Annotated in this window: 21 protein-coding genes and 1 other RNA gene; 19 read left to right on the forward strand and 3 right to left on the reverse strand. The window is 62.3% G+C overall.

What is annotated here, in order from left to right:
* The first annotated feature begins 35 nt into the window (after nucleotides 1-35).
* Nucleotides 36-1,460 (forward strand): serine hydrolase domain-containing protein, encoded by a 1,425-nt coding sequence (locus tag BS629_RS17845; RefSeq protein ID WP_018242878.1) that lies wholly within the window; start codon nucleotides 36-38, stop codon nucleotides 1,458-1,460.
* Between the two features lie 42 nt (nucleotides 1,461-1,502).
* Here the strand turns inward: BS629_RS17845 and BS629_RS17850 are convergent, their stop codons facing one another.
* The 3 genes from BS629_RS17850 to BS629_RS17860 all read right to left on the reverse strand — a co-directional run bounded on the left by BS629_RS17850 (nucleotide 1,503) and on the right by BS629_RS17860 (nucleotide 4,458).
* Entirely contained in the window at nucleotides 1,503-2,438 is a 936-nt protein-coding gene (locus tag BS629_RS17850) for a lytic transglycosylase domain-containing protein (protein WP_018242877.1), read from the reverse strand.
* Nucleotides 2,439-2,553: 115 nt separating this feature from the next.
* A complete protein-coding gene (locus tag BS629_RS17855; RefSeq protein ID WP_018242876.1) occupies nucleotides 2,554-3,189 on the reverse strand; it encodes a LysE family translocator in 636 nt (211 codons plus the stop codon).
* Between the two features lie 57 nt (nucleotides 3,190-3,246).
* Complete coding sequence (locus BS629_RS17860) at nucleotides 3,247-4,458, reverse strand: pyrophosphate--fructose-6-phosphate 1-phosphotransferase (protein WP_018242875.1); 1,212 nt, start codon at nucleotides 4,456-4,458, stop codon at nucleotides 3,247-3,249.
* Between the two features lie 409 nt (nucleotides 4,459-4,867).
* Between BS629_RS17860 and BS629_RS17865 the strand changes: the two genes are divergently transcribed.
* From BS629_RS17865 to murB, 18 genes are all read left to right on the forward strand, one after another.
* A complete protein-coding gene (locus tag BS629_RS17865; RefSeq protein ID WP_018242874.1) occupies nucleotides 4,868-5,575 on the forward strand; it encodes a J domain-containing protein in 708 nt (235 codons plus the stop codon).
* Complete coding sequence (locus BS629_RS17870; protein WP_018242873.1) at nucleotides 5,572-6,333, forward strand: N-acetylmuramoyl-L-alanine amidase; 762 nt, start codon at nucleotides 5,572-5,574, stop codon at nucleotides 6,331-6,333. Before BS629_RS17865 ends, BS629_RS17870 begins: the two co-directional genes overlap by 4 nt.
* A 262-nt stretch (nucleotides 6,334-6,595) precedes the next feature.
* Nucleotides 6,596-7,123 (forward strand): lytic transglycosylase domain-containing protein, encoded by a 528-nt coding sequence (locus BS629_RS17875; RefSeq protein WP_077988334.1) that lies wholly within the window; start codon nucleotides 6,596-6,598, stop codon nucleotides 7,121-7,123.
* A gap of 98 nt (nucleotides 7,124-7,221) precedes the next feature.
* Nucleotides 7,222-8,406, forward strand: coding sequence for an NAD(P)/FAD-dependent oxidoreductase (locus BS629_RS17880; RefSeq protein WP_018242871.1), 1,185 nt, complete (start codon nucleotides 7,222-7,224; stop codon nucleotides 8,404-8,406).
* An 11-nt stretch (nucleotides 8,407-8,417) separates the two neighbouring features.
* Entirely contained in the window at nucleotides 8,418-9,593 is a 1,176-nt protein-coding gene (locus tag BS629_RS17885) for an NAD(P)/FAD-dependent oxidoreductase (protein ID WP_018242870.1), read from the forward strand.
* Between the two features lie 156 nt (nucleotides 9,594-9,749).
* Nucleotides 9,750-10,147: RNase P RNA component class A (rnpB, locus tag BS629_RS17890), an RNA gene on the forward strand.
* A 410-nt stretch (nucleotides 10,148-10,557) separates the two neighbouring features.
* Entirely contained in the window at nucleotides 10,558-10,995 is a 438-nt protein-coding gene (gene mraZ / locus BS629_RS17895; RefSeq protein WP_026188472.1) for a division/cell wall cluster transcriptional repressor MraZ, read from the forward strand.
* Nucleotides 10,996-11,012: 17 nt separating this feature from the next.
* Nucleotides 11,013-12,038, forward strand: a complete 1,026-nt coding sequence (rsmH, locus tag BS629_RS17900; RefSeq protein ID WP_018242868.1) for a 16S rRNA (cytosine(1402)-N(4))-methyltransferase RsmH — start codon at nucleotides 11,013-11,015, stop codon at nucleotides 12,036-12,038.
* Between the two features lies 1 nt (nucleotide 12,039).
* A complete protein-coding gene (ftsL, locus tag BS629_RS17905) occupies nucleotides 12,040-12,519 on the forward strand; it encodes a cell division protein FtsL (protein ID WP_026188471.1) in 480 nt (159 codons plus the stop codon).
* Nucleotides 12,519-14,279: a peptidoglycan D,D-transpeptidase FtsI family protein gene (locus BS629_RS17910; RefSeq protein WP_018242866.1), complete on the forward strand. Its 1,761-nt coding sequence runs from the start codon at nucleotides 12,519-12,521 to the stop codon at nucleotides 14,277-14,279. The genes ftsL and BS629_RS17910 overlap by 1 nt, the downstream gene beginning before the upstream one ends.
* 6 nt (nucleotides 14,280-14,285) lie before the next feature.
* Nucleotides 14,286-15,806 (forward strand): UDP-N-acetylmuramoyl-L-alanyl-D-glutamate--2,6-diaminopimelate ligase, encoded by a 1,521-nt coding sequence (locus BS629_RS17915; protein WP_018242865.1) that lies wholly within the window; start codon nucleotides 14,286-14,288, stop codon nucleotides 15,804-15,806.
* The gene (locus BS629_RS17920) at nucleotides 15,803-17,236 is read left to right on the forward strand and encodes a UDP-N-acetylmuramoylalanyl-D-glutamyl-2,6-diaminopimelate--D-alanyl-D-alanine ligase (protein ID WP_018242864.1); all 1,434 of its coding nucleotides are present in this window, start codon (nucleotides 15,803-15,805) and stop codon (nucleotides 17,234-17,236) included. Before BS629_RS17915 ends, BS629_RS17920 begins: the two co-directional genes overlap by 4 nt.
* 22 nt (nucleotides 17,237-17,258) lie before the next feature.
* Nucleotides 17,259-18,359: a phospho-N-acetylmuramoyl-pentapeptide-transferase gene (gene mraY / locus BS629_RS17925; RefSeq protein WP_003541415.1), complete on the forward strand. Its 1,101-nt coding sequence runs from the start codon at nucleotides 17,259-17,261 to the stop codon at nucleotides 18,357-18,359.
* A 7-nt stretch (nucleotides 18,360-18,366) separates the two neighbouring features.
* Entirely contained in the window at nucleotides 18,367-19,782 is a 1,416-nt protein-coding gene (murD, locus tag BS629_RS17930; RefSeq protein WP_018242863.1) for a UDP-N-acetylmuramoyl-L-alanine--D-glutamate ligase, read from the forward strand.
* Nucleotide 19,783: 1 nt separating this feature from the next.
* The gene (gene ftsW, locus BS629_RS17935) at nucleotides 19,784-20,938 is read left to right on the forward strand and encodes a putative lipid II flippase FtsW (protein ID WP_018242862.1); all 1,155 of its coding nucleotides are present in this window, start codon (nucleotides 19,784-19,786) and stop codon (nucleotides 20,936-20,938) included.
* Between the two features lie 6 nt (nucleotides 20,939-20,944).
* Nucleotides 20,945-22,069: an undecaprenyldiphospho-muramoylpentapeptide beta-N-acetylglucosaminyltransferase gene (gene murG, locus BS629_RS17940; protein WP_018242861.1), complete on the forward strand. Its 1,125-nt coding sequence runs from the start codon at nucleotides 20,945-20,947 to the stop codon at nucleotides 22,067-22,069.
* Complete coding sequence (murC, locus tag BS629_RS17945; protein ID WP_018242860.1) at nucleotides 22,066-23,481, forward strand: UDP-N-acetylmuramate--L-alanine ligase; 1,416 nt, start codon at nucleotides 22,066-22,068, stop codon at nucleotides 23,479-23,481. The genes murG and murC overlap by 4 nt, the downstream gene beginning before the upstream one ends.
* Entirely contained in the window at nucleotides 23,478-24,452 is a 975-nt protein-coding gene (gene murB, locus BS629_RS17950) for a UDP-N-acetylmuramate dehydrogenase (RefSeq protein ID WP_018242859.1), read from the forward strand. Before murC ends, murB begins: the two co-directional genes overlap by 4 nt.
* Nucleotides 24,453-24,454 lie beyond the last annotated feature (2 nt).

The following is a 24,454-nucleotide window of genomic DNA, read 5'->3' on the forward strand; positions in this document are numbered from 1 at the left end:
TGATTCCTGCTTCTCTCCCGCCATGGAGGAATGCCATGCGATTTGTCCTGCGTATCCTGAAGGCGCTTGCTCTCCTTCTCGTTCTCCTCGTCATCACTGCCGGCGGCTGGCTCTTCATCCGGCCGCCGGAACTGCTCAGCGTCGGCGACGGCTATGCCGCCAAGATCGTCTGCTCCAATGTCTTCATCGCCGGTCGGGGGGCCGAGGATGTGCTTCATGACGATGTCCAGGCGCCCGGAAATCCGCTGCTGCGGCTCGTGCGTGTCAGCGTCGACCGCGACAACGACCGCGTGACGGCGCGCTTCATGGGACTGTTTGCGCCGAGTTATGCGCTCTATCGCGGCGCTTTCGGCTGCGCGAGCGTGCCGGACGGCAATTTCGAGGCGGCGGCGAATGCAGCGCCTTTCGATCCGCCGGCCAAGATGCAGGCGAATGACGCCTTGTGGCCGGAGGGCGAGGGCACCGGCAACCCGGCGGACGGCAAGATCGCCGCGCTGCTTGCCGATGCCGGCGTGGCCGGCCCTGCAATGCGGGCGATCGTCGTGGTGCGCAATGGCCGCATCGTCGCCGATGCCTATGGCCCCGGCTTCTCGGCAAAGACGCCGCTCATCGGCTGGTCGATGACGAAGACCGTGAATGCGGCGGTCCTCGGCCGGCTGATGCTCGACGGCAAGATCTCCTTCGACGATGATAACCTGCTGGCGCAGTGGAAGAACGATGCGCGCGCCAGGATCAAGGTTTCCGACCTGCTCGGCATGGAGAGCGGCCTTGCCTTCAACGAGGACTATGGCGACGTCGCCGATGTGACGCGCATGCTCTATCTCGATCCCGACATGGTATCGCTGCCGGCCAATGCGCCGATGGAGGCAGCACCCGGCCAGCGCTTCCGCTATTCGAGCGGTACGGCCGTGCTCTTGTCACGCATCTGGATGGACAGGGTCGGCAATGCGCAGGCCGCCTTTTCCTATCCGCACGACGCCTTGTTTTCGCCGCTCGGCATGACGAGCGCGGTGTTCGAACTCGATGCGCGCGGCACGTTTGCCGGAAGCTCCTATCTCTATGCGACGGCGCATGACTGGGCGCGCTTCGGGCAGTTCCTGCTGCAGGATGGCGTGTGGAACGGCCAGCGGCTGCTGCCGGAGGGTTTCGTCGGCGCCATGCGCACCCCGACGGCAGCGTCGAACGGGCGGTATACGCAAGGCCAAGCCTGGCTCGCTCCTGGCGGCCCAAGCGCCGCGTTCGGACTGCCGGAGGATACGTTCTGGCTGACGGGGCATGACGGGCAGAGCATGGCGATCGTGCCTTCCGCCAATCTGGTCGTCGTCCGGCTCGGCCTGACGCCAATCCGGCTCGACTATCAGCCGCAGACGCTGCTCAAGGCGATCCTGGCGGCCGTGCCACAATCGGGGGAGCCGAAACAGCAGGCCGGGTCACAACAAAAGGCGCAGCCGCAGCCATAGACCGGAGCTGCGATCACCGTTTCAGCAATTGCCTTGGTGTTGTCAGTAGTTGCCTTGGGCGATGTCGGTCATGCCCTTGCGCTTGGCGTCATAATAATAGCCGCGCGCATAGAGGCGGACGGCATCGTCTTCCTTATTGTCGGAGACGAGCCAGGCGCCGCGCAGATATTTCGCGGCATATTTGATGTTGGTCTCGGCATCGAAGAGGCCGCCCGGGGCACCGTCATAACCCATGGACTTGGCGGTGTTGTACTTGATCTGCATGAGGCCGAAATAGCCGCGCTTGTTGTAGGCCTTCGGATTATAGCGGCTCTCGCGATGGACGATGCGGTGGAGCAACGTCTCGGGAATCTCGTAGACCTTCGAATATTTGGCGATGAGCTTGGTGACGAAGCTCTTTTCGACCGTCGGCGCATCGTCTTTGTCGTCGTCGCTGAACATCGGGGGCGCCGTCGGCGGATCGATCGGCCCGGATTCGTCGAAACCGTAATCCATGCTGGCGCGTGGCGTGGTGTCAACTGCGGCAAGTGCTGCAAGCGCACTGTTTTGCGGTGTCGCGGCAAAGGCAAGCTGCGTCGTCGGCTGTGCGGGCGCTCCCGGACGCGGCGTCGGCACGACGGACTGGATCGCCGTCATCTCGGGCGTCAGCGGAATCTGCGCGTAGGCTGCCGGCTGTATGCCTGCCTGCATGGCGAGATCGGCAGGCTGAGAGGTTGCCACGGCCGGCATCGCCGTTGCGGTCAGGGAGGGGGGTGATGCCTGAGGAATGGTGGCGCCAGCGACAGCTGCGCCTTCGGCTGTCGGGATCGCGGCGAGTGTTGCATCTTCGCCGGGCTTCGGCATCGGCACGACGGTCTGGGCGGCTGTCAGTTCGGCCTGGGACGTGTATTCGACGCTCGCACATCCCGTCATCACGCCGCAGAGTATCGTGGAAACGACAAGACTGCGTTTCAGGCCGGATGATCCGATCGCTACCATTCCGCCACTTTCGTGAAATCGCGCCGCCCCGGCAGCGTATAAAAGTTACCAAAAACCTTAAGCCCTGGTGACCCCATTAACCTATTCGTGGCATTCCGGCAACCACGGAGTATTACTAGGCTGCAATACGACGATACCCGGCCGTTACGGCACCTGCAGCGATCAGCAGAGTGCCTCCGGTTCGGTTCACGGCGCGCTGGATGCTCGCCTTGCGAATCAGTCCGCGCGCGGCATGGGCGAGAAACGCGTAGGTGGAAGCGTTGAGGATCGCCAGCACGAGGAAGGTCGCTTCCATGATCGCCATCTGGCCGAGGAAGGGCAGGGCCGGATTGAGGAACTGCGGCACGAAGGCGACGAAGAAGATGATGCTCTTCGGATTGAGGGCGGTGACAATATAGGCGTGGAGGAAGATCTTGAGGGACTTCTCCTCCGGCAGATTGTCGTTGTCGGCAATCGGTTCGCCGATGATGGGAGCCCGCCAGAGCTTGAGTCCCAGCCAGATCAGGTAGGCGCCGCCGATCCACTTCAACACGGTGAAGAGGGTCGCGGAGGCGGCCAGAACAGCACCGAGACCGAAGAGAGAAGCGGTCATCGCGGTGAAGTCACCGAGCGCCACGCCGCCTACCGTCGCAAACGCCGTCCTGCGTCCATGACCGAGCGCATAGGAAACGACGAGCAGTATCGTCGGCCCCGGTATGGCCAGCATGATGGCGGATGCCGCCGCAAACGCGAGCCAAGCTTCAAGTGACATGGTGTCTCCTCCTATTCCTCGGGAACAAGCAAAGACATCATATTAACCATCCGTCAATCACGCTTCTTTGTATTTCTGGCCTATATTGTCCATGACTTCGGCAAACCATGCCGTCGAAAGGTCAAAAGCCTTGCCGCCCTTGATGCGCGGGAATTCTATAGTGCGCAATTTACCGTTCTGGCCTTCATCATGGCCGGTGACGCCGGAGACTTTATTGAGCGCGCTTTCGACGGCGAGATCGACCATGCTCTGGATCAGCCGCAGGTCGTCGCCGTTGGCGGGCGCCGAGCGGGCGAAATAGCCTGATTTCTGCACGAGGGAACGCTCGGCGTTCAAGAGATTGGCGAACTGCTTCTGGAACCATGCGCCGACATTGATCGTGTCGATCTTCACATGGCCGAAGGCATCGCGCTTGACGGTCTCGCCGGCGGCTTCGCGCTCGGCGACGATGGCGTCGAGGCATGCGCCTTCCGAGACAAAGACCGTGGCATGGCCGTTGCGGTCCATGCTTTCCGTCAGGCGGGCGGCTTCGGCGTCGAGGTCGAAGGCCATCTCAGGCAGGTAGACGGCGTCGATGCTTTTCAGATGCGCGTCCATCATCAGGCCGTCGACATACTGGTTGCGGCTGGTGCGCTGGAGATAGGCGCGAGCGGTGGCGGCCGTCAGCCAGCCGCAATGGCGGCCCATGACCTCGTGGATGACGAGGGTGCGGGGTGCGGCCGTCTGTTCGTTGCTGACATTGTCGAAGAAATGCGCGCCGACTTCGGCGGCCGTCCAGGCGCCGAGCGACTGGCGGATCGGCACGACGTCATTGTCGACAGTCTTCGGCAGGCCGACGACGGTGAGATCGTAGCCGTTGGCGGCGAGGTAGGCGGCAAGGTCGGCGGCCGTGGTGTTGGTGTCGTCGCCGCCGATCGTGTGGAGAATGGTGATGCCGTCATTGGCAAGACGTTCGGCGGCGACCCGCAGCGGGTTCTCGCCTTCCTTGACCAGGCCGCGCTTGACGCAGTCGGCGGCATTGGTGAGCTTGACGCGGCTATTGCCGATCGGCGAGCCGCCGTAGCGGTGCAGCAGCGGCGCCTTTTCGCGCATCTGGCGGGTGATCTCGAGGCTGTCGCCGATCAGCACCCCTTGGTAGCCGGATTTGTAGGCGACGATGTCGAGATCGGGTGCGATGTCGCTGTAGCGTTCGATGAGGCCGCCGACGGCGGAAGAAAGACAGGGCGCCAGGCCTCCGGCGGTCAGCATTGCGACTTTCTGTTTGGCCATGATCCCTCCTACGGTGTTTCGGTGCGGCAGCGTTAGCTAACGCATGGATGCGGCAGGGAAAGGGCCCTGTAAAGTAAAGAATTTACGAAAAATGCGCCTTTCTGCAGTGTTGAACTGCAAAGGCGACCGGAAGTGCGGATATAATCGTTTCAAGCCCGGTCTGCCTGTCGGGGATCTGTTGTGGAAATTTCCATCGCGCGCTCCGCAGCCTACGTGCCTGGCCAATGGCGGCGACCGCTAGCCAGGCCTTAAGGTAAGATAAAGCGGGGCGATGAATCGTTTGCTGCGGTGCGACAATTACCAAATCGTGAAAACTGTGTTCGGCCCTACGACCAATAGTCGCCTTGCAAAGGCTGCGATTCTTTGGTCAAGCTGTTTGTTATAAGTTGACAAGTGTGTGAGATTTTCGATGTCCTTCTGGGAAAAGCTGTTGAATGCCATTGGCAATACCGCAGGCAATGCGCTGTCTGCGGTGGTCGAGGCTATCCGCACGGTTTTCGAAGGCGATCCCGAGACCCGGCGTAAAGTGGCTTTCTCCGTGGCGATCATCGCGCTGTCGGCCAAGATGGCCAAGGCCGACGGCATCGTTAGCGAGAAGGAGGTCGAAGCCTTCCGCGAAATCTTCGAATTCCCGCAGGATCAGGCAAAGAACGTCGCCAGGCTTTACAACCTCGCGCGCCAGGACGTCGCCGGCTACGAAGCCTATGCCGAACGGCTTTCCACGCTCTGCGTTACTTGCGCAGCCAATTGCACAGTGCTGGAAGACGTGCTCGACGGCCTCTTCCACATCGCCAAGGCCGATGGGCTGATCCACGAGAAGGAACTGAATTTCCTGCGTCATATCGGCGAGATCTTCGAGATGAGCGAGACCCGCTTCGAGCAGATCGCTGCCCGCCACGTCTCGTCCGGCGGCGATCCCTACAAGGTTCTCGGCGTCTCGCCTTCGGACGATTTCCCGACCATCCGCCGCCGTTACCATGGCCTTGTCAGCGAACATCATCCCGATCGGCTGATCTCGCGCGGCGTGCCGAAGGAATTCCATGTGATCGCCAATGAGCGCATGGCGGCGCTGAACGCGGCCTATGAGGCGATCGAGAAGGAACGCCGCGCGGCATGACCTCTTTCGAGGCCGACTGCAGAAGCGCTCGCGTGCAGCCCTCGCCGAACCATGGCGAGCGGGCGGACGGGCGCCATCCCGATATGATCCTGCTGCACTATACCGGCATGCCAACGGCTGATGGCGCGCTCGACTGGCTCTGTCGCGCCGAGAGCCAGGTTTCCAGCCACTATTTTGTGCATGAAAACGGCGAGGTGGTGCAGCTCGTGCCGGAAACACGGCGTGCCTGGCATGCGGGAAAAAGCAGCTGGCACGGCGAGACGGACATCAATTCTCTGTCGATCGGCATCGAGATCGCTAATGCCGGCCATCCCGGCGGACTCCCCGATTATCCGAAAGAGCAGATCGCCGCGGTGATCGAATTGTGTCGCGACTGTGTCAAACGTTGGTCGATCGTGCCGGAACGGGTGCTCGGGCATTCCGATGTCGCCCCCATCCGCAAGGTCGATCCGGGCGAGAAATTCCCCTGGGCCGAGCTCCACCGGGCGGGCATCGGGCACTGGGTCGAGCCGGCAACGATCACCGGCGGGCGCTTCTTCCAGCGCGGCGATACTGGCCAGCCTGTCGAGGCGCTGCAGTCGATGCTGTCGCTCTATGGTTACGGCACTGAAATCACGGGCGAATTCTCCGAGAAAACGGCGGGCGATGTGGAAGCTTTCCAGCGCCATTTCCGGCCCCAACGGGTAGATGGCATCGCCGATTTCTCGACGATCGACACGCTGCACCGGCTGCTGTCGTCGCTGCCGCGTTATACCTGACCGGAAGAACCGGATATCAGGACGGATTTCTCGCGGCCGGCGAGAAAACCGCCTCGCCACATCATTTCCCTATTATCTCCTCATTGCGATGGTCTAAGAACGCCCGCTGAACAGCGCTCGCGGCTGTTTTCAAGTGTAACCATGAGCGCCAAATGAAACGATAAGAATTGCTACGGAACGCGACCAGTCCTGGGTCGCGTGTGACCGGATGACGGCGAGGCGCGCAGTCCTGCAATTCTTTGGGTCGGAGTGAAGAGACTACATGAAGAATATGATTGTTGGTGCTGCGGCATGCGTTGGCATGCTGCTGGCGGGATATAGTGTTGCCTTGGCTGGTGATGACTGGGGTGCCCGGGCCGAAACCATCTCGCTGAAAACCGTCGATCGCCAGAGCGGCTATGCCATGCCGGATTTTTCCACGAGCATTCCCTATGCCGCACTGATCAACAAATATGCCGCTGAATACGACGTGCCCGTCGCACTCGCCCAGGCTGTCGTGCGCGTCGAGAGCAATTTCAATCCGAACGCCCGCGGCAGCGCCGGTGAAGTCGGCCTGATGCAGATCAAGCCGGCGACGGCGCGGATGATGGGTTATTCCGGCTCGAAGAAGGGCCTGTTCGATCCGGAGACCAACATCAAATACGGTATGAAGTATCTGGCGGCTGCCCATCAGCTCGGCGGCGGGCAGACCTGCAACACTATCCTGAAATACAATGCCGGCCATGCCGCCACGCGCATGAACCCGGTGTCGAAGACCTATTGCGGCAAGGTCCTGGCGATGCTCGACTGAGCATAGCCTGACGCGTCCTGACGAAATTCCCTTGCGGCAATTTTGCGATGTGAATCAGTGCGCTTGCCGTGATATCCCACCTTGAAACGAGGTGGGATATGGCAGTCGATTTCAGGTTTATCATCATCGGACGCGGCATGATGGGGGCTGCCGCCGCACGGCATCTCTCCTCGATGGCCGACGGCATCGCGCTGATCGGCCCGCGCGAGCCTGAGGAGCGCAAGGCTCATCACGGTGTCTTCGCCAGCCATTACGACGAAGCGCGCATCACCCGCACCTTCGACGGCAATCTTGCCTGGGGAACCTTCGCCGCCCGCGCGCTCGACCGCTACCGCGAGATCGAGGCAAGGAGCGGCATTTCCTTCTATTCGGAGGTCGGCTGTCTCTTTGCCGCTCCTGAGAAGGGCGAGCAGGACTATATCAAAAGGGCGCTGACCGTCAGCCGGACACTCGGCAGCGATATCGAGACCATCGCGCCGTTAGACCTTCGCCGGCGGTTTCCCTATCTTGCCGTCGATCCGGATTTCAGCGGGTATTTCGAGCGCAGGCGCGCCGGCTACATCAACCCGCGGGCGCTGGTGCGGGCGCAGACCATGCTTGCCGAACAGGGCGGCGTCTCGCTGATCGAGGCAACCGCGACATCCGTGCGCGATACCGGTTCCCATGTCGAGGTGACGGCCGGCTGCCGAAGCTACAGCGCCGAACGTGTGCTGGTGGCCGCCGGCGGTTTCAGCAATTTCCATACCCTGCTGCCGCGTCCCGTCGATACCAGGGTGATGGCGCGCACGGTCGCCTTCTACGAACTCGGCGAGCGCGAGATGGCGGTTTTCGGCGGCATGCCGTCGACGATCGTGCTCGGTGACCGAGAAGAAGATCACATCTATATCCTGCCGCCGGTGCGTTATCCCGACGGCAAGACTTATCTGAAGCTCGGTGGCGACACTGAGGCGCTTTCTTTCAGCCAGTTGGAGGATGCCGGCGCGTGGTTCCGTTCCGACGGCAGTGCTCCCGAGCGCGATCATCTTGCGCGTGTCGCCCTGCAGCTGATGCCGGAGCTTGCCGGCTGCCCTGTCACATCGGCGCCCTGTGTGGCGAATTTCACGCCGACCGGTTATCCCTATGCTGGATTTACGCAGTCGCCGCGCATCGCGGTGCTGACCGGCGGCAATTTCGTCGCGGCCAAATCCTCCGACGAGCTCGGGCGGCTGGGAGCGGTGCTTCTGGCGGAAGGAAGGCTCGGGGATCAGGATTTCGGCGGCGAGCTGACGCCGATCTTTGGTTGAGGGGAAATGTTATGGCAGTCGATTTCAAATACATCGTCGTCGGCCGCGGGCTGATGGGGGCAGCGGCGGCGCGGCATCTGGCGCGCCAAGTGGACGGTGTCGCGGTGATTGGCCCGGACGAGCCGGATGATCGCAAGGCGCATCAGGGCGTCTTCGCCAGCCATTATGACGAGGGGCGCATCACTCGTACCATCGATCCCGACCGCAATTGGGCACTGCTCGCCAACCGCTCGATCGGCCGTTATGGCGAGATCGCCCGCGACAGCGGTATCGATTTCTATCGGGAGGTGGGCTGCGTCGCCGTCGCGCCGACGGGAGGCGATTATATCGAGAAGACCCGGCGGGCCGCCATTTCGCTGAACGTCGAAACCAGCCTTCTCGATGAGGCCGGGCTGAAGGCCGCCTTTCCCTTCTTCGCCTTTCCTGATGGGGGCACGGGCGTCTTCGAGGCGAGGGGGGCCGGCCACATCAGTCCGCGCAAGCTTGTGAAAGCCCAATCGCTGCTGGCGGAAAAGGCAGGTGCTGCCGTCATCCGCGATCATGTCATTTCGATCCGCAGCGAGGGCGGATGGGCCGCCGTCGAGACGGCCGGTGGCCTGACCTATCGCGGTGCAAAGGTGCTGCTGGCAGCGGGCGGATTTTCCATTGCGAAGAATCTGTTGCCGCGGCCGGTTGCCATGACGGTTTATGCCCGGACCGTGACGCTCTTTGAAGTAAGCGAGGCCGACGCGGTGCGCCTGGCCGCGATGCCGTCGCTCATTCTCAGGGCGCCCGGCATCGATATCTACCTGCTGCCGCCGATCCGGTATCCCAACGGCAAATTTTACCTGAAGATCGGCGGCGATCCTGACGATCTGGCGCTTAGCGACGACGCGGAGATGCGCGCCTGGTTCAAGACCGAGGGGCGCGATACGGTGCGCGCGCATCTCAAACGCATCGTTGAAGGTCTTGTGCCCAATATCGTGCCGCTTTCGATTTCGACGGCCGCTTGCGTCGTGTCGCATACGGAAAGCGGCTATCCGATGATTGGCTATACTTCCTCGCCCGAGATCGCGGTGCTGACGGGCTGCGCCGGCACGTCGGCCAAGAGCTCGGACGAAATCGGCCGGCTTGGGGCCGAGCTGCTTTTATCAGGCGGAATCGGCGAAGAGGGCTACTCCACGGATTTCACACCGCAATTTCGCTAGAGCATTTCCGTTTTTCTCCGAATCACGGAAGTGCTCTCTCTTTTGTTCCTACGCAATTGCGGACGCAAAACCGCTGCGCACTTTTGCTGGAATAGCTCCAAGCGATATCATTTATTTCGATAGCAATTGCGATCTCTCTCGTTTATGGGAGCCCTGCCAGTTGGCTGGGCAGCCGCGCTTTACCAATGCCGAAAGGCGGTAGGGTGAGGAAAGTCCGGGCTCCACGGAAACACGGTGCCGGATAACGTCCGGCGAGGGCGACCTCAGGGAAAGTGCCACAGAAAGCAAACCGCCTGTCATGACAGGTAAGGGTGAAAGGGTGGGGTAAGAGCCCACCGCATCTCCGGCAACGGAAATGGCACGGTAAACCCCACCGGGAGCAAGACCGAATAGGGATGACGCGGCAGGCCGAAAGGCCTTCCGGCTGGTTTCCAGGCCAGTCATCCGGGTGGGTTGCGCGAGGCAGCGTGCGAACGCTGTCCCAGAGGAATGGCTGCCACGTTCCGGTTCACGCCGGAGCCTTACAGAACCCGGCTTACAGGCCAACTGGCGATTAACATCTTGCGGCGCGTCGGCCGGATTTTCACCGTAAGTCGCTGAAACTGACTGTTATCGAGCGGATGTTAATGCATTCAGGGGTTGATTTTGTTCGCTTAGCCACCACTACGTGTCGTTTGTAAGATGGCGATGCTAACCCTTTGTTAAACTTAACGGCTTATAAATTTTTGATCATGCGTCCATTGCAAAATGGGCGTATCCCATTGACGCCCATATGGTCCCATGCTATCCCAAATGCGCACAGCACCAGGGCAATCACCTGCCCATTCATCGCAAAGCAAAGGCGTCTTCCTCTCCGGAAGCGTCGGAGGGGTTTTGGCTCATCCGGCTTGCGAAGCTGTGCCTGATATCGGGAGTTTCGGGCGTCTTTTGGTCCGGATCCCTGCGGGAACGGATGTTTCGTGTCATGAACCGCTTCCTTTCGAACGCGACCAACAGGATCGATGCCAAGGGCAGGGTTTCCGTGCCTTCGGCTTTTCGTTCCGTGCTGGCGCAGCGCAATGTTCAGGAGCTCTATTGCTTCCAGGACTTTGTGTTTCCGGCGATCAGCATCGGCGGTCCGGATCTTCTCGAAAGATTCGAACGGCAGATTGCTGCGGAGGATCCGTTTTCGCCGGATGCGAACGAGATGTCGCTTCTCATTCATGGAGGCGGGGTCTTCATGAAGCTCGATGCCGAGGGGCGGCTAATGGTCACGGATTTCATTCGCGGCTTTACCGGTATCTCGGACGAAGTGACCTTCGTCGGTCGGGCGGATCATTTTCAGCTCTGGCAGCCGCAGGCTTTTGTGGCCGCACAGGCGCAAGCACGAGGGGAGCGCAAGCTGGCGGGCAAGCGTTCCTGAAAGAACGAGGGAACGGAATGGTGGCGAATCCTGGCGGAGGTTCAACTGATGCCGGTGGCGGACCGGTTCGTCACATTCCTGTTCTACTCGAAGAAGTGCTTGCGGCGCTGGCGCCCGCGCCCGGCAAGCTCATCCTCGATGGTACATTCGGTGCGGGCGGTTACAGCTCGGCCATCCTTGCGGCCGGCGCCGAGGTGATTGCGCTCGACCGCGATCCGACGGCGATTGCATCGGGGCAGGCGATGGTCGCCGCCCATGGTGGTCGTCTCAAGCTTGTTCATTCGCAATTCTCGCATCTCGCCGATCATGCGCCGCAGGGCGGGCTCGATGGTGTCGTGCTCGATATCGGCGTCTCCTCCATGCAGATCGACGAGGCCGAGCGCGGCTTCTCCTTCCAGAAGAACGGACCGCTCGACATGCGCATGTCGGCCGAAGGTGTTTCGGCCGCCGATGTCGTCAACCGCGCCAAGGTCGCCGATCTCATCCGCATCTTCCATTTTCTCGGCGAAGAAAGCCAGGCGCCGCGCATCGCGCATGCGATCGAGAAGCGTCGCGCCGAAAAGCCATTTGAGACGACGCGCGATCTCGCCGGTCTCATCGAGCTCGTTACGCCGCGCAAGATGAAGGACAAGATCCATCCGGCAACGCGCGTCTTCCAGGCATTGCGCATCTTCGTCAATGACGAGCTCGGCGAACTGGCGCAGGCGCTGTTTGCGGCGGAAACGGCGCTGAAGCCCGGCGGGCGGCTCGTCGTCGTCACCTTTCATTCGCTGGAAGACCGCATCGTCAAGAAATTCTTCTCCGACCGCGCCGGCAAGGCGTCGGGTTCACGGCATCTGCCGGTCGCGCATGAGCGAGCGGCAACTTTTGCGGCTATCGGCAAGGCGATGGTTTCGGCAAGCGAGGCGGAGGCCGAGATCAATCCGCGCGCCCGCTCCGCCAAGCTGCGCGCCGGCCTGAGGACGGACGCCGCCGCCGAAGCCGCGGATATGTCGCTCTTTGGGTTTCCCAATCTTGCCAGTCTCGGAAAGCTTGGTGGTTGATATGCTGAAAACGTTCGATCTCGTGCTTATCGGCGTCATGACGGCCACCGCCGCCGTGACCTACACGATCAAGCACCGCGCCGAATTGAAGCTCGAGGAGGTTCATCGCCTCGAAGCCGAGATCAAGCTTGAGAAGGACACGATCGACCTTCTCAAGGCCGACTGGGCGCTGCAATCGCAGCCGAACCGGCTGGAGCGGCTGGTCAAGGCCTATAATGACGAATTGAAGCTGCAGCCGACGGAATCGACGGCGCTCGTGCATGCCAAGGAATTGCCGATGCTGAAATCCGAGGTTCCCGTACCTGACGTGACGGAGGCCAAGGCCAGCGCCAAAGGCGCGACCGTGGCCAGCGCCAAGAGCGCGCCGGACACCGCCAAGGGCGCGCAAGCCACCGCCAAGGCGCAGCCCATTCCGATGCCTGCGCCACGCGGCGAGGCAGAGGATGCAGACCAGATCGAAACCGGATCGGTGGAGGAATAATGTCGTTTCTTTCCCGCATCATGGTTTTGAAGAGCCAGGCGCATTTCTCCGCCGGCGTCTATAACCGGTTCGGCGGTCCTTCCCCCGCCGGCCTGGCGATCGAGGGATCGCGCAAGAAGAAATCCGGGCAGGCGAAAAGCCGCGTCGGCCTGCTGATCCTTGGCTTCATGGGCGTCTACGCCGTCATCGGCGGCCGCCTCGTCGAATATGCGATGAAGGATCAGGAGGTCGTCTCCAGCATTCTGCCGCCCGACCGGCTGATGGCCTCGCGCCCGGACATTCTCGACCGCAACGGCGAGGTACTGGCGACCGACATCCGCACCGTCTCGCTGTTTGCCGAACCGAACAAGATCGTCGACGCCGACGAGGCAGTGGAGAAGCTTGCAACGGTGCTGCCCGAGCTCGACGTCAGGGACACTTATAAGAAGCTCTCGGTCAAGACCTCGCATTTCGCCTGGCTGCGCCGGCAGCTGACGCCGAAGCAGCAGAGCCAGATCCTGGCGCTCGGCATTCCTGGCATCGGCTTCCGGCCGGAGAAGCGCCGCTTTTATCCGGGCGGGTCGACCGCCGCGCACATCCTCGGTTACGTCAACATCGACAACCGCGGTGTCGCCGGCATGGAGAAATTTATCGACGACCAGGGGCTTGCCGATCTCGCCTCGGTCGGCATGACCAGCGATCAGCCGCTCGAGCCAGTGCGGCTATCGATCGACCTGCGCGTGCAGAACATCGTGCGGGACGCGGTCGTCAACGCCGTCAACAACTTCCAGTCCAAGGGCGCCGGTGCCGCGGTCATCGACGTGCATACGGGAGAAGTGCTGGCGATGGCATCGGCGCCGGATTTCGATCCGAACGATCCGCAGGAAGGCGCCAAGGACGGTTGGCTCAACCGGATGACCAACGGCACCTTCGAAATGGGCTCGACCTTCAAGACCTTTTCGCTGGCCATGGCGCTCGATAGCGGCAAGGTGAAGATGACCGACAGTTTCGATGCCAGCAAATCGATCTATATCGGCGGCTTCACCATCCACGATTTTCACGGGCAGCGCCGTTGGCTGACCGTTCCCGAGATTTTCCAATATTCTTCCAATATCGGTACGGCGCGCGTCATCGACATCGTCGGCATCGATGCGCAGAAGGACTATCTGACCAAGTTCGGCCTCTTGACGAAGATGCAGACCGAACTGCCCGAAGTGAAGATGCCGAGCCAGCCGCGCGTTTGGAAGAAGATCAATTCGATCACGATTTCCTTCGGCCATGGCGTCTCGACGACGGCGCTGCAGACAGGGGTGGCCGCCGCCGCCCTCGTCAATGGCGGCAAGCTGATCGAGCCGACATTCCTGCCGCGCACGCGCGAACAGGCCGATCAGATCGCTACGCAGGTGATCAAGAAGTCGACCAGCGACAACATCCGCTATCTCCTTGATTTCAACGGCTACAAGGGATCCGGGCGTGTTGCCCGCGTGCCGGGCTTTGCCGTCGGCAGCAAGACCGGTACGGCCGACAAGGTGGTGAACGGGCGTTATTCGGCAACGCTGAACTTCAATTCCTTCATTGCCGCATTCCCGATCAATGATCCCAAATATGCCGTGATCACCTTCTGCGACGAGCCGAAGACCGGTGAGAAGCAATATGGCGGAACGATCTCCGCCGGCACCGCCGGCCCGATCGCTCGTGAGATCATCAGCCGCGCGGCCCCCATTCTCGGCATCGAGCCGAAATTCGGGGAGGGCGGATCGGCCTTGCTGGTGTCTTATTGAGTGTGAATGAATATCGACGCCGATTCGCGAGGGGTGAACCGGCTTCAAGAGAGAAAAGTGCGTTCGATGAAATTGCGAGACCTGGCCGGAGATCAGTTTCCGGAACTTGAAGCACAGCTCGAAGGCCCGGCAGGCTTGCTTGATATCTCAGGCCTGTCTTCGGATAGCCGCAAGGTGGCGCCTGGCAATGCCTTCGTCGCAGTCGCCGGCACCAAGGCGAACGGCGCGGGCTTCATCGCTGATGCCGCCGGCCATGGCGCTGCCGTCGCGATCGCCTCCCAAGCCGTCGATGCTTCGATCCCCGTGCTAGCGGTCAAGGAGCCGCGCCGTTTCCTTTCCATCGCCGCCGCGCGTTTCCACGGCAAGCAGCCCGATACCATGGTCGCCGTCACCGGCACGGCGGGCAAAACCTCCGTCGCTTCTTTCACCCGGCAGATCTGGGCGCATGCGGGCCACGCGGCCGCGATGATCGGCACGACGGGCGTCGTCTCGCCGACGCGTAACGAATATGGCTCGTTGACAACGCCCGATCCGGTGTCTCTGCACGCGCTGCTGGCGGAACTCGCCGGAGAAGGCGTGACGCATGCCGCGATGGAAGCGTCCAGCCACGGCCTCGACCAGTGCCGGCTCGACGGGGTGAAGCTTGCTGCCGCTGCCTTCACCAATCTCGGCCGCGACCACATGGATTATCATCCCACGATCGAGGCCTATATGGCCGCCAAGATGCGGCTTTTCGATACGCTGCTGCCGAAGGGTTCACCGGCGGTGATCTTCGCCGACGATCCGTGGTCGTCGAAGGCGATCAAGACCGCAACCGATGCCGGTCACGACATTCGTACCGTTGGGCGAAAGGGCGATTACCTCTCGTTGAAGCGCGTCGAGCACTTCCGCCACAAGCAGATGGCCGAGATACACATCGGCAGCGAGATCTTCGAGGTAGACATTCCGCTGGCCGGCGATTTCCAGGTGGCCAACGCGCTGGTCGCGGCAGGGCTTGCCATGTCGACCGGCGTGGCCGCAAAGGTTGCGATGGCGGCGCTCGAGAAGCTCACCGGCGCGTCCGGCCGTCTCGAACTCGTCGGCCATACAAAAGACGGCGCGCTCGCCTATGTCGACTACGCCCACAAGCCGGATGCGCTGGAAAACGTGCTGGGCTCGGTCAGACCCTTCACCACCGGCCGCGTCATTGTCGTTTTCGGCTGCGGCGGCGACCGTGACCGCGGCAAACGGCCGATCATGGGCGAAATCGCCTGCCGACTTGCCGACGTCGTTATAGTCACCGACGATAATCCGCGTTCTGAGGAGCCGGCCTCGATCCGGGCGGAGATCATGGCAGCAGCAAGCTGCGCCGCGGAAATCGCCGATCGCGCCACGGCGATCCGCGAGGCTGTTGGCATGCTGAGATCCGGCGATACGCTGATCGTCGCCGGCAAGGGGCATGAGGAAGGGCAGACGATCGGCGGCGTCACCCTGCCGTTCTCCGATCATGCGGAGGTGCGCAAGGCCTTGGAGGAGTTGAAATCTTGAGCTGGCTCTGGACGACGGAAGACATGATCGCAGCGATGGCGGGGCGCCCTTTCGGCACGCTGCCCGAAGGCATCACCGGCATTTCCATCGACAGCCGCTCGATTACTCCAGGCGAAGCCTTCTTCGCGATCAAGGGCGACCGTGTCGACGGTCACGACTACGCATCGATGGCGACGGCGAACGGCGCTTCCCTTCTCGTCGTCAGCGAGGCGAGGCTTCCCGCCATGGGCCGCCTGACGGTGCCGATGATCGTCGTGGAAGACGTGCTCGCGGCACTTGGCCGGCTCGGCCTTGCCTCGCGCGAGCGCTCGCGGGCCCGGATCATCGCGGTGACCGGATCTGTGGGAAAGACGACCACCAAGGAAATGCTGCGGCATGTGCTGTCGCCCTGCGGCAAGGTGCACGCCTCCGTCGCCTCCTTCAACAATCATTGGGGCGTGCCGCTGACGCTGGCGCGCATGCCTGAGGATACGGATTATGGCGTTTTCGAAGTCGGAATGAACCACCCCGGCGAGATCCGGCCGCTGGTGGGGATGATCCGTCCCGATGTCGCCATCATCACCACGATCGCGCCGGCCCATCTCGGCAACTTCAAGAACATCAAGGAAATCGCCGCTGCCAAGGCCGAGATCTTCGAGGGGCTCGAATCCGGCGGCCATGTCGTGCTCAATCGCGACAACGACCAGTTCAATTTCCTCGACCGCACGGCGCAATCGCTCGGCATCGAGCATATCCATTCCTTCGGCCAGCATGCCAAGGCCGAATTCCGGCTCGCAGAATTCAATGGCTCCGACGAGAATTCGACGCTGTGGCTGACGATTGGTGGCGAGACGCTGGAAGTCGCGCTCGGCGCGCCGGGCCGCCATATCGCCGAGAATGCGCTCGCAGCACTCGGGGTCGTCAGGATCGTCGGCGCCGATATGCAGAAGGCGATCGAAGCGCTTGCGACGCTGAGGCCGGAAAAGGGCAGGGGCAAGCGCCACCGGCTTTTAATCGGCGGCGGCAGCTTCATGCTGATCGACGAGAGCTACAATGCGAATCCAGCCTCGATGCGCGCGGCGATCGCGCTGCTGGCGGCCTCCGAGCCGACCGGCCGCGGACGCCGTATCGCCGTGCTCGGCGACATGCTGGAGATGGGCGACTCTGCGCAGAAGGTCCATACCGACCTTGCCGTGCCCCTGCTTGCGGCCGGCATCGAGCATGTCTGGCTGGCTGGAGCCGAGATGGCTGCGCTGAAGGAATCGTTGCCGGAAAGCGTCCACGTCGACTATCGCGAGAACACGGACGAATTGACGGACTATGTATTGAACTCGGTCGCGCCAGGCGACGTGTTGATGGTGAAATCGTCTCTGGGCATCGGTTTCGGCAAGATCGTCGCCGCGCTCCTTGACAAGTTCCCGGCATTTGCCGACACGCAACGCGAATTTTGATCGGGTAAACAAGGGGCCCTGAATGCTGATCTGGCTTGTCGAACTGTCGGAATATTTCAAATTTCTGAACCTGTTCAGATATATTACCTTCCGCACGGGGGCTGCTCTCTTCACCTCAGCACTGATCGTCTTCCTGTTCGGGCCGACGATCATCAATTCGCTGCGCATCCGGCAGGGCAAGGGCCAGCCGATCCGCGCCGATGGGCCGCAGACGCACTTCAAGAAAGCCGGCACGCCGACCATGGGCGGGCTGATGATCCTCGCCGGTATCGTCGGCGCATCGCTGCTCTGGGCCGATCTTTCCAACGTCTATGTCGTCGCCACGCTGCTGGTGACGCTGGGCTTCGGCGCGATCGGCTTCTACGACGATTATCTTAAGGTCACGAAGCAGAGCCACATGGGCTTTTCCGGCAAGGCGCGTCTCGGCATCGAATTCGTCATCGCCGGCATCGCCGTCTATTTCATGATGCGCACCGCCCTTGCTTCGGGGATTGCCGGCTCGACCTTCGGCTCCTCGATTGCCTTTCCCTTCTTCAAGGACTTCATGATCAATATCGGCATCATGTTCGTCGTCTTCGGCGGCTTCGTCATCGTCGGGGCCGGCAATGCCGTCAATCTGACGGACGGTCTCGACGGACTTGCCATCGTGCCTGTGATGATTGCAGCCGCCTCCTTCGGCGTCATCGCCTATCTCGCCGGCAACGTGGTGTTTGCGAACTACCTGCAGATCAATTTCGTGCCCGGCACCGGCGAGCTCGCCGTCGTGCTCGGCGCCGTCATCGGCGCCGGCCTCGGCTTTCTCTGGTTCAATGCTCCGCCGGCCGCCATCTTCATGGGCGACACCGGGTCGCTGGCACTCGGCGGCACGATCGGCACCGTCGCCGTCGCCACCAAGCATGAGATCGTCATGGCAATCATCGGCGGCCTCTTCGTCATCGAGACGCTCTCGGTCATCATCCAGGTCGGCTTCTTCAAGATGACCGGCCGGCGCGTCTTCCTGATGGCGCCGATCCATCATCACTTCGAGAAGAAGGGCTGGACCGAGAGCCAGGTGGTGATCCGCTTCTGGATCGTCGCCGTCGGCCTTGCCATGCTCGGTCTCTCGACGCTGAAGCTCCGGTGAGGCGGCGATGATCCCGGTCACGACGCTCAAGGACAGGAAGGTCGCGCTCTTCGGGCTCGGCGGCTCCGGCTTCGCCACTGCCCGGGCGCTGATATCAGGCGGTGCCGATGTGACCGCCTGGGACGACAATCCCGACAGCGTCGCCAAGGCTGCGGCCGAAGGCATCAGAACGGAAGACCTGCACAACATCGACTGGAGCCAGCAGACGCTGTTCGTGCTGTCACCCGGCGTGCCGCTCACCCATCCGAAGCCGCACTGGACGGTCGATCTTGCGCGTGCGGCGGGCGTCGATATCGTCGGCGACGTCGAGCTCTTCGTGCGCGAGCGCCGCGCTCATGCGCCGGACTGCCCCTTCATCGCCATAACAGGCACCAACGGCAAGTCGACCACGACGGCGCTGGTCGCCCATATCCTGAAGTCATCAGGCTACGACACGCAGCTTGGCGGCAATATCGGCACGGCGGTGCTGACCCTCGATCCGCCGAGGGCCGAGCGCTTTTACGTCGTCGAATGCTCCTCCTACCAGATTGATCTGGCGCCGACGCTGGACCCGTCGGCCGGAATCCTGCTCAACCTGACGCCCGATCATCTCGACCGTCACGGCACGATGCAGCATTATGCCGATATCAAGGAACGGCTGGTCGCCGGCAGCGATGTCGCGATTGTCGGCGTCGACGACAGCCATTCCGCCTTGATCGCTGACCGCGTCCAGCGGGCAGGCGTCAAAGTGGTCCGCATTTCGCGCCGCAACGTGGTGGCGGACGGCATTTACGCCGAGGGCACCAAACTCATCCAGGCCGCCGGCGGCGCTATGCTGCCTTTCGCCGATCTCGACGGTATCCAGACGCTGCGCGGCAGCCATAATGCGCAGAACGCCGCCGCCGCCGTCGCCGCCTGCCTCGCTGTCGGGGTTTCCGCCGACGACATCCGCGCCGGCCTTGCCTCGTTCCCCGGACTCAAGCACCGCATGCAGCCGGTCGGACAGCGTGGCCGCGTCGTTTTCATCAACGATTCCAAGGCGACCAATGCCGATGCCGCAGCACCCGCTCTTTCGAGTTATGATCGCATCTATTGGATCGCCGGCGGCCTGCCGAAGGCTGGCGGCATCACGACGCTCGCTCCCTATTTTCCGCGCATCGCCAAGGCCTATCTGATCGGCGAGGCGGCCGCGGAATTCGCAGCGACGCTCGGCGAGGCCGTGCCTTACGAGATTTCGGGTACGCTGGAGCGCGCGGTCGCGCATGCGGCAGCCGATGCCGATCGCGACGAAAGCAGTGCTTCGGCCGTGATGTTATCCCCGGCTTGCGCAAGCTTCGACCAGTATAAGAATTTCGAAGTCAGGGGCGATGCCTTCGTCGGCCACGTGGCAGCGCTTGATGGGATTGCGATGCTGATCGGCGGTCCGGCAACAGGAGAGAAATGACATGGTAAGCCGCGCGGAACGTGGGCCTCTGGCCGATTGGTTCTGGACCATCGACCGCTTCTTCCTGGCGATGTTCATCTTCCTGATGGGCATCGGCTTCATGCTGTCGTTTGCGGCATCTCCTGCGGTCGCCGAGCGCATCGGGCTCGAACCCTTCCACTTCGTCAAGCGCCATGCGGCCTTCATGATCCCCTCGATCGGCGTCATGCTCGGGCTCTCGTTCCTGACGCCGCGCCAGGTGCGGCGAACCGCTATCCTGATCCTGATCATCTCCGTCGCCATGATGGTGCTGGTGCTCTTCGTCGGGCAGGAGGTCAAGGGTGGCAGGCGCTGGATCTGGATCGCCGGCCTTTCCATCCAGCCGTCGGAATTCATGAAGCCCGCCTTCGTCGTGGTCTGCGCCTGGCTGTTTGCCGAACATGCGCGCCAGCCGGAGATCCCCGGCAATCTCTTTGCGATCATCCTGTTCGGCATCGTTGCGGCACTTCTTATCGCGCAGCCGGACCTCGGCCAGACCATCCTGACCACGGCCGTCTGGGGCGGGATGTTCTTCATGGCCGGCATGCCATGGATCTGGATCATGCTGCTCGGCATCGGCGGTGCCGGTGGCCTGCTCAGCGCCTATTACGTCTTCCCGCACGTCGCCGGCCGAATAGACAAGTTCATGACCGGCGAGGGTGATACTTTCCAGATCGACACCGCGCGCGAGGCGATCATCCGCGGCAGCTGGTTCGGCCAGGGACCGGGTGAGGGTATCGTCAAGCGCATCATCCCGGATGCGCATACTGACTTCATCTTCTCGGTCGCTGCCGAAGAATTCGGGATCGTCTTCTGCATGGCGCTCGTTGCGCTGTTTACCGTGCTGGTGCTGCGCGGCCTCTCGCATGCCTATCGCGAGCGGAACGACTTCAACCGCTTCGCCGTCGCCGGCCTCGTGCTGCAGATGGGCATCCAGTCGATCATCAATATCGGCGTCAATCTCGAACTGCTGCCGGCGAAGGGCATGACGCTGCCGCTGATTTCCTATGGCGGCTCGTCCATGGTGGCGATCTGCGTCACCGCCGGCTTCATTCTGGCGCTGACGCGGCATCGACCGGAAAAACGCGCGCAGGACCGGAGCCTCTTCCGCGTCCCGCACGGCATGCCGGCGGAGTAGAAGACTATGAGCAAAGGCATCGTGCTGCTTGCCGCCGGGGGAACCGGCGGCCATGTGTTCCCGGCGGAGGCGCTGGCCTTCAAGCTGAAGGAGCGCGGCTATTCGGTGCATCTCGTCACGGACAGCCGAGCCGAGCGTTATGCCGGCAAATTCCCGGCCGAGGAGATCCATGTCGTGCCGTCGGCGACGATCGGCTCGAAGAACCCGGTTGCTGTGGCCCGCTCGCTGTGGACGCTCTGGAGCGGCATGCGGGCCGCAAAGAAACTGATCCAGCGGCTGCAGCCGGTCATCGTCGTCGGTTTCGGCGGTTATCCCACCGTGCCGCCGCTGCTTGCCGCTACCCGGCTCGGCGTGCCCTCGATGATCCACGAGCAGAACGCCGTGATGGGCCGCGCCAACAAGGCCTTAGCAACCCGTGTGCAGGCCATCGCCGGCGGTTTCTTGCCGGAGGGCGGTGCCGCCTTTCCAGACAAGACGGTGATGACGGGTAATCCCGTCCGCCCGGCGATCATTGCCGCGGCCGAGGTGCCTTACACGCCGTCGCATCCGGGTGAGGCCTTCAACCTCGTCGTCTTCGGTGGCAGCCAGGGCGCGCAATATTTTTCCAAGGCGCTGCCGACGGCGATCAGCCTGCTCGACGACGCGCTTCGCGTGCGCCTGCGCATCACCCAGCAGGTGCGTCCCGAGGACATGGAGATGGTCAGCGGCTGCGTCGCCAAGCTGGAGATGGGGGCCGATATCGCACCCTTCTTTACCGACATGGCCGAGAGGCTGGCGAGGGCGCATCTTGTCATCTGCCGTTCGGGCGCCTCGACGGTTTCGGAAATCTCCGTCATCGGGCGGCCTGCCGTGCTCGTGCCTTACCCGCACGCCCTCGATCACGACCAGGCGGCGAATGCCGCGGCACTCGCTGCGACCGGCGGGGCGAAGGTGATTGCCCAGTCAGAGCTTTCGCCGGAGAAGATTGCGGCGATCCTGACGGCTGTCATGAACGATCCGGAAAAGCTTTCGCACATGGCGGCGGCAGCGAAACTCGCTGGGAAACCCGACGCCGCAAACTTGCTTGCCGACATGGTTGAGGCTATTGCCGCCGGACGGACAATTGCGGAATTCAAGAGGACACGCGCATGAAACTGCCGAAGACGATCGGTCTCGTCCATTTCATCGGCATTGGCGGCATCGGCATGAGCGGTATTGCCGAGGTGCTGCACAATCTCGGCCACAAAGTGCAGGGATCGGACCAGGCCGACAGTGCCAATGTCCAGCGCCTGCGCGACAAGGGCATCGAGGTGTTCGTCGGTCACCGAGCCGAAAACCTGGGTGAGGCCGAAGTCGTGGTCGTCTCGACGGCGATCAAGAAGAGCAATCCGGAGCTCGTCGCCGCGCGCGAAAAGCTGCTGCCGGTGGTGCGCCGTGCTGAAATGCTGGCCGAGTTGATGCGCTTCCGCAATGCGATCGCCATCGGCGGCACGCATGGCAAGACGACGACCACCTCGCTGGTCGCCACACTGCTCGAAGCCGGCGGGCTTGACCCGACCGTCATCAATGGCGGCATCATCAATGCCTACGGCACCAACGCCCGCATGGGCGAGGGCGAGTGGATGGTGGTCGAGGCCGACGAATCCGACGGCACCTTCCTCAAGCTTCCGGCCGATGTCGCCGTCATCACCAATATCGACCCGGAACATCTCGACCATTACGGCAATTTCGACGCCGTGCGCGCCGCCTTCCGGCAGTTCGTCGAGAACGTGCCGTTTTACGGCTTCGGCGTCATGTGCCTCGACCATCCCGAGGTGCAGTCGCTGGTCGGCCGCATCGAGGACCGCAAGATCATCACCTATGGCGAGAACCCGCAGGCCGACGTGCGCTTCAAGAATGTCCGCATCGACGGCACGCGCTCGATCTTCGACGTCGAAATCCGCCGCCGCCGCACCGGCCAGGTGATCGAGCTCAAGGGGCTGGTCATGCCGATGCCCGGACGGCATAATATCTCCAACGCGACGGCGGCGATTGCCGTTGCCAACCGGCTCGGCATATCGAGCGCCGATATCGCCAAGGGGCTTGCTTCCTTCGGCGGCGTCAAGCGGCGCTTCACGCTGACCGGCGAATGGAACGGGGTGCAGATCTTCGACGATTACGGTCACCATCCCGTCGAGATCAAGGCTGTGCTGCGCGCTGCCCGCGAATCCTGCAAGGGGCGCATCATCGCGGTCCACCAGCCGCACCGCTATAGTCGTCTTGCGAGCCTGTTCGAGGAATTCGCCGCCTGCTTCAACGATGCCGACAGCATCTTCCTGGCACCTGTCTATGCAGCGGGGGAGGATCCGATCGAGGGTATCGATTCCGTGTCGCTGGTTTCGCGCATAAAATCCGGCGGCCATCGCGACGCCCGCTTTCTCACCTCGGCGGAGCTTTTGCCGCAGATGGTCGCGGAGGTTGCAAAGCCTGGCGATTTCGTGGTTCTGTTGGGGGCTGGGAGCATCACATCCTGGGCAGCGGCGCTGCCCAAGCAACTGGAAGGCCTATCGGGAAAGTCCGTATGAAACAGGTGAATGGGGAAAAGCTTCTCGCGTCTCTCGGAGAGGGTGTAAAGGATATCCGCGGCCGTATCACGCCGGATGCCCCGATGGACCGCGTCACCTGGTTCAGGGCCGGCGGCCTGGCCGAGCTGATGTTCCAGCCGCATGACATCGACGATCTCATCGCCTTCCTGAAGATATTGCCGGAAGAGGTGCCGCTGACGGTGGTCGGCGTCGGCTCCAACATTCTGGTGCGCGATGGCGGCATTCCCGGCGTCGTGCTGCGCCTGTCGGCCAAGGGGTTCGGCTTCGTCGAACTTGCCGGCGAAAACCGCATCCTGGCCGGCGCCATCTGCCCTGACAAACATGTGGCGGCGATGGCGATGGACAACGGCATCGGCGGCTTCCATTTCTTCTACGGCATTCCCGGTGGCATCGGTGGCGCGGCGCGCATGAATGCCGGGGCCAATGGCGTGGAGACGCGCGAGCGGCTGATCGAAGTCCATGCGGTCGACCGCAAGGGCGACAAGCATGTGCTTTCCAATGCCGAGATGGGCTATTCCTACCGGCATTCGACCGCATCGACAGATCTGATCTTCACCTCCGTGCTGTTCGAGGGCTATCCGGAAGAGCGCGCGCAGATCCGCGCCGAGATGGACGCCGTGCGCAATCATCGCGAGACGGTGCAGCCGGTGCGTGAAAAGACCGGCGGGTCGACCTTCAAGAACCCCGCCGGCCATTCGGCCTGGAAACTGATCGACGAGGCAGGCTGCCGCGGCCTCGTCATCGGCGGAGCGCAGATGTCGTCGCTGCACTGCAATTTCATGATCAACATGGGGCAGGCGACCGGCTACGACCTCGAATATCTCGGCGAACAGGTGCGCCGCGAGGTCTTCGAAAAAGACGGCATCAAGCTCGAATGGGAAATCAAACGTCTCGGCGTCTTCATGCCCGGCCGTGAGGTGCACCCGTTTCAGGGTGTGACGAGCGAGTAACG

Origin of the sequence: Rhizobium leguminosarum bv. viciae USDA 2370 (assembly GCF_002008365.1) — a bacterium.
GTDB lineage: Bacteria > Pseudomonadota > Alphaproteobacteria > Rhizobiales > Rhizobiaceae > Rhizobium > Rhizobium leguminosarum.

What these genes read in the sequence shown, in the direction of transcription:
- BS629_RS17875 (WP_077988334.1), top strand. Translation starts at nt 6,596, where the DNA reads ATGAAGAATATGATTGTTGGTGCTGCGGCATGCGTTGGCATGCTGCTG.
- BS629_RS17855 (WP_018242876.1), bottom strand. Translation starts at nt 3,189, where the DNA reads ATGTCACTTGAAGCTTGGCTCGCGTTTGCGGCGGCATCCGCCATCATG.
- mraZ (WP_026188472.1), top strand. Translation starts at nt 10,558, where the DNA reads ATGAACCGCTTCCTTTCGAACGCGACCAACAGGATCGATGCCAAGGGC.
- ftsL (WP_026188471.1), top strand. Translation starts at nt 12,040, where the DNA reads ATGCTGAAAACGTTCGATCTCGTGCTTATCGGCGTCATGACGGCCACC.
- BS629_RS17880 (WP_018242871.1), top strand. Translation starts at nt 7,222, where the DNA reads ATGGCAGTCGATTTCAGGTTTATCATCATCGGACGCGGCATGATGGGG.
- ftsW (WP_018242862.1), top strand. Translation starts at nt 19,784, where the DNA reads ATGGTAAGCCGCGCGGAACGTGGGCCTCTGGCCGATTGGTTCTGGACC.
- BS629_RS17870 (WP_018242873.1), top strand. Translation starts at nt 5,572, where the DNA reads ATGACCTCTTTCGAGGCCGACTGCAGAAGCGCTCGCGTGCAGCCCTCG.
- BS629_RS17910 (WP_018242866.1), top strand. Translation starts at nt 12,519, where the DNA reads ATGTCGTTTCTTTCCCGCATCATGGTTTTGAAGAGCCAGGCGCATTTC.
- BS629_RS17865 (WP_018242874.1), top strand. Translation starts at nt 4,868, where the DNA reads ATGTCCTTCTGGGAAAAGCTGTTGAATGCCATTGGCAATACCGCAGGC.
- BS629_RS17850 (WP_018242877.1), bottom strand. Translation starts at nt 2,438, where the DNA reads ATGGTAGCGATCGGATCATCCGGCCTGAAACGCAGTCTTGTCGTTTCC.
- BS629_RS17845 (WP_018242878.1), top strand. Translation starts at nt 36, where the DNA reads ATGCGATTTGTCCTGCGTATCCTGAAGGCGCTTGCTCTCCTTCTCGTT.
- rsmH (WP_018242868.1), top strand. Translation starts at nt 11,013, where the DNA reads ATGGTGGCGAATCCTGGCGGAGGTTCAACTGATGCCGGTGGCGGACCG.
- murG (WP_018242861.1), top strand. Translation starts at nt 20,945, where the DNA reads ATGAGCAAAGGCATCGTGCTGCTTGCCGCCGGGGGAACCGGCGGCCAT.
- mraY (WP_003541415.1), top strand. Translation starts at nt 17,259, where the DNA reads ATGCTGATCTGGCTTGTCGAACTGTCGGAATATTTCAAATTTCTGAAC.
- murC (WP_018242860.1), top strand. Translation starts at nt 22,066, where the DNA reads ATGAAACTGCCGAAGACGATCGGTCTCGTCCATTTCATCGGCATTGGC.
- BS629_RS17915 (WP_018242865.1), top strand. Translation starts at nt 14,286, where the DNA reads ATGAATATCGACGCCGATTCGCGAGGGGTGAACCGGCTTCAAGAGAGA.
- BS629_RS17860 (WP_018242875.1), bottom strand. Translation starts at nt 4,458, where the DNA reads ATGGCCAAACAGAAAGTCGCAATGCTGACCGCCGGAGGCCTGGCGCCC.
- murD (WP_018242863.1), top strand. Translation starts at nt 18,367, where the DNA reads ATGATCCCGGTCACGACGCTCAAGGACAGGAAGGTCGCGCTCTTCGGG.
- BS629_RS17885 (WP_018242870.1), top strand. Translation starts at nt 8,418, where the DNA reads ATGGCAGTCGATTTCAAATACATCGTCGTCGGCCGCGGGCTGATGGGG.
- murB (WP_018242859.1), top strand. Translation starts at nt 23,478, where the DNA reads ATGAAACAGGTGAATGGGGAAAAGCTTCTCGCGTCTCTCGGAGAGGGT.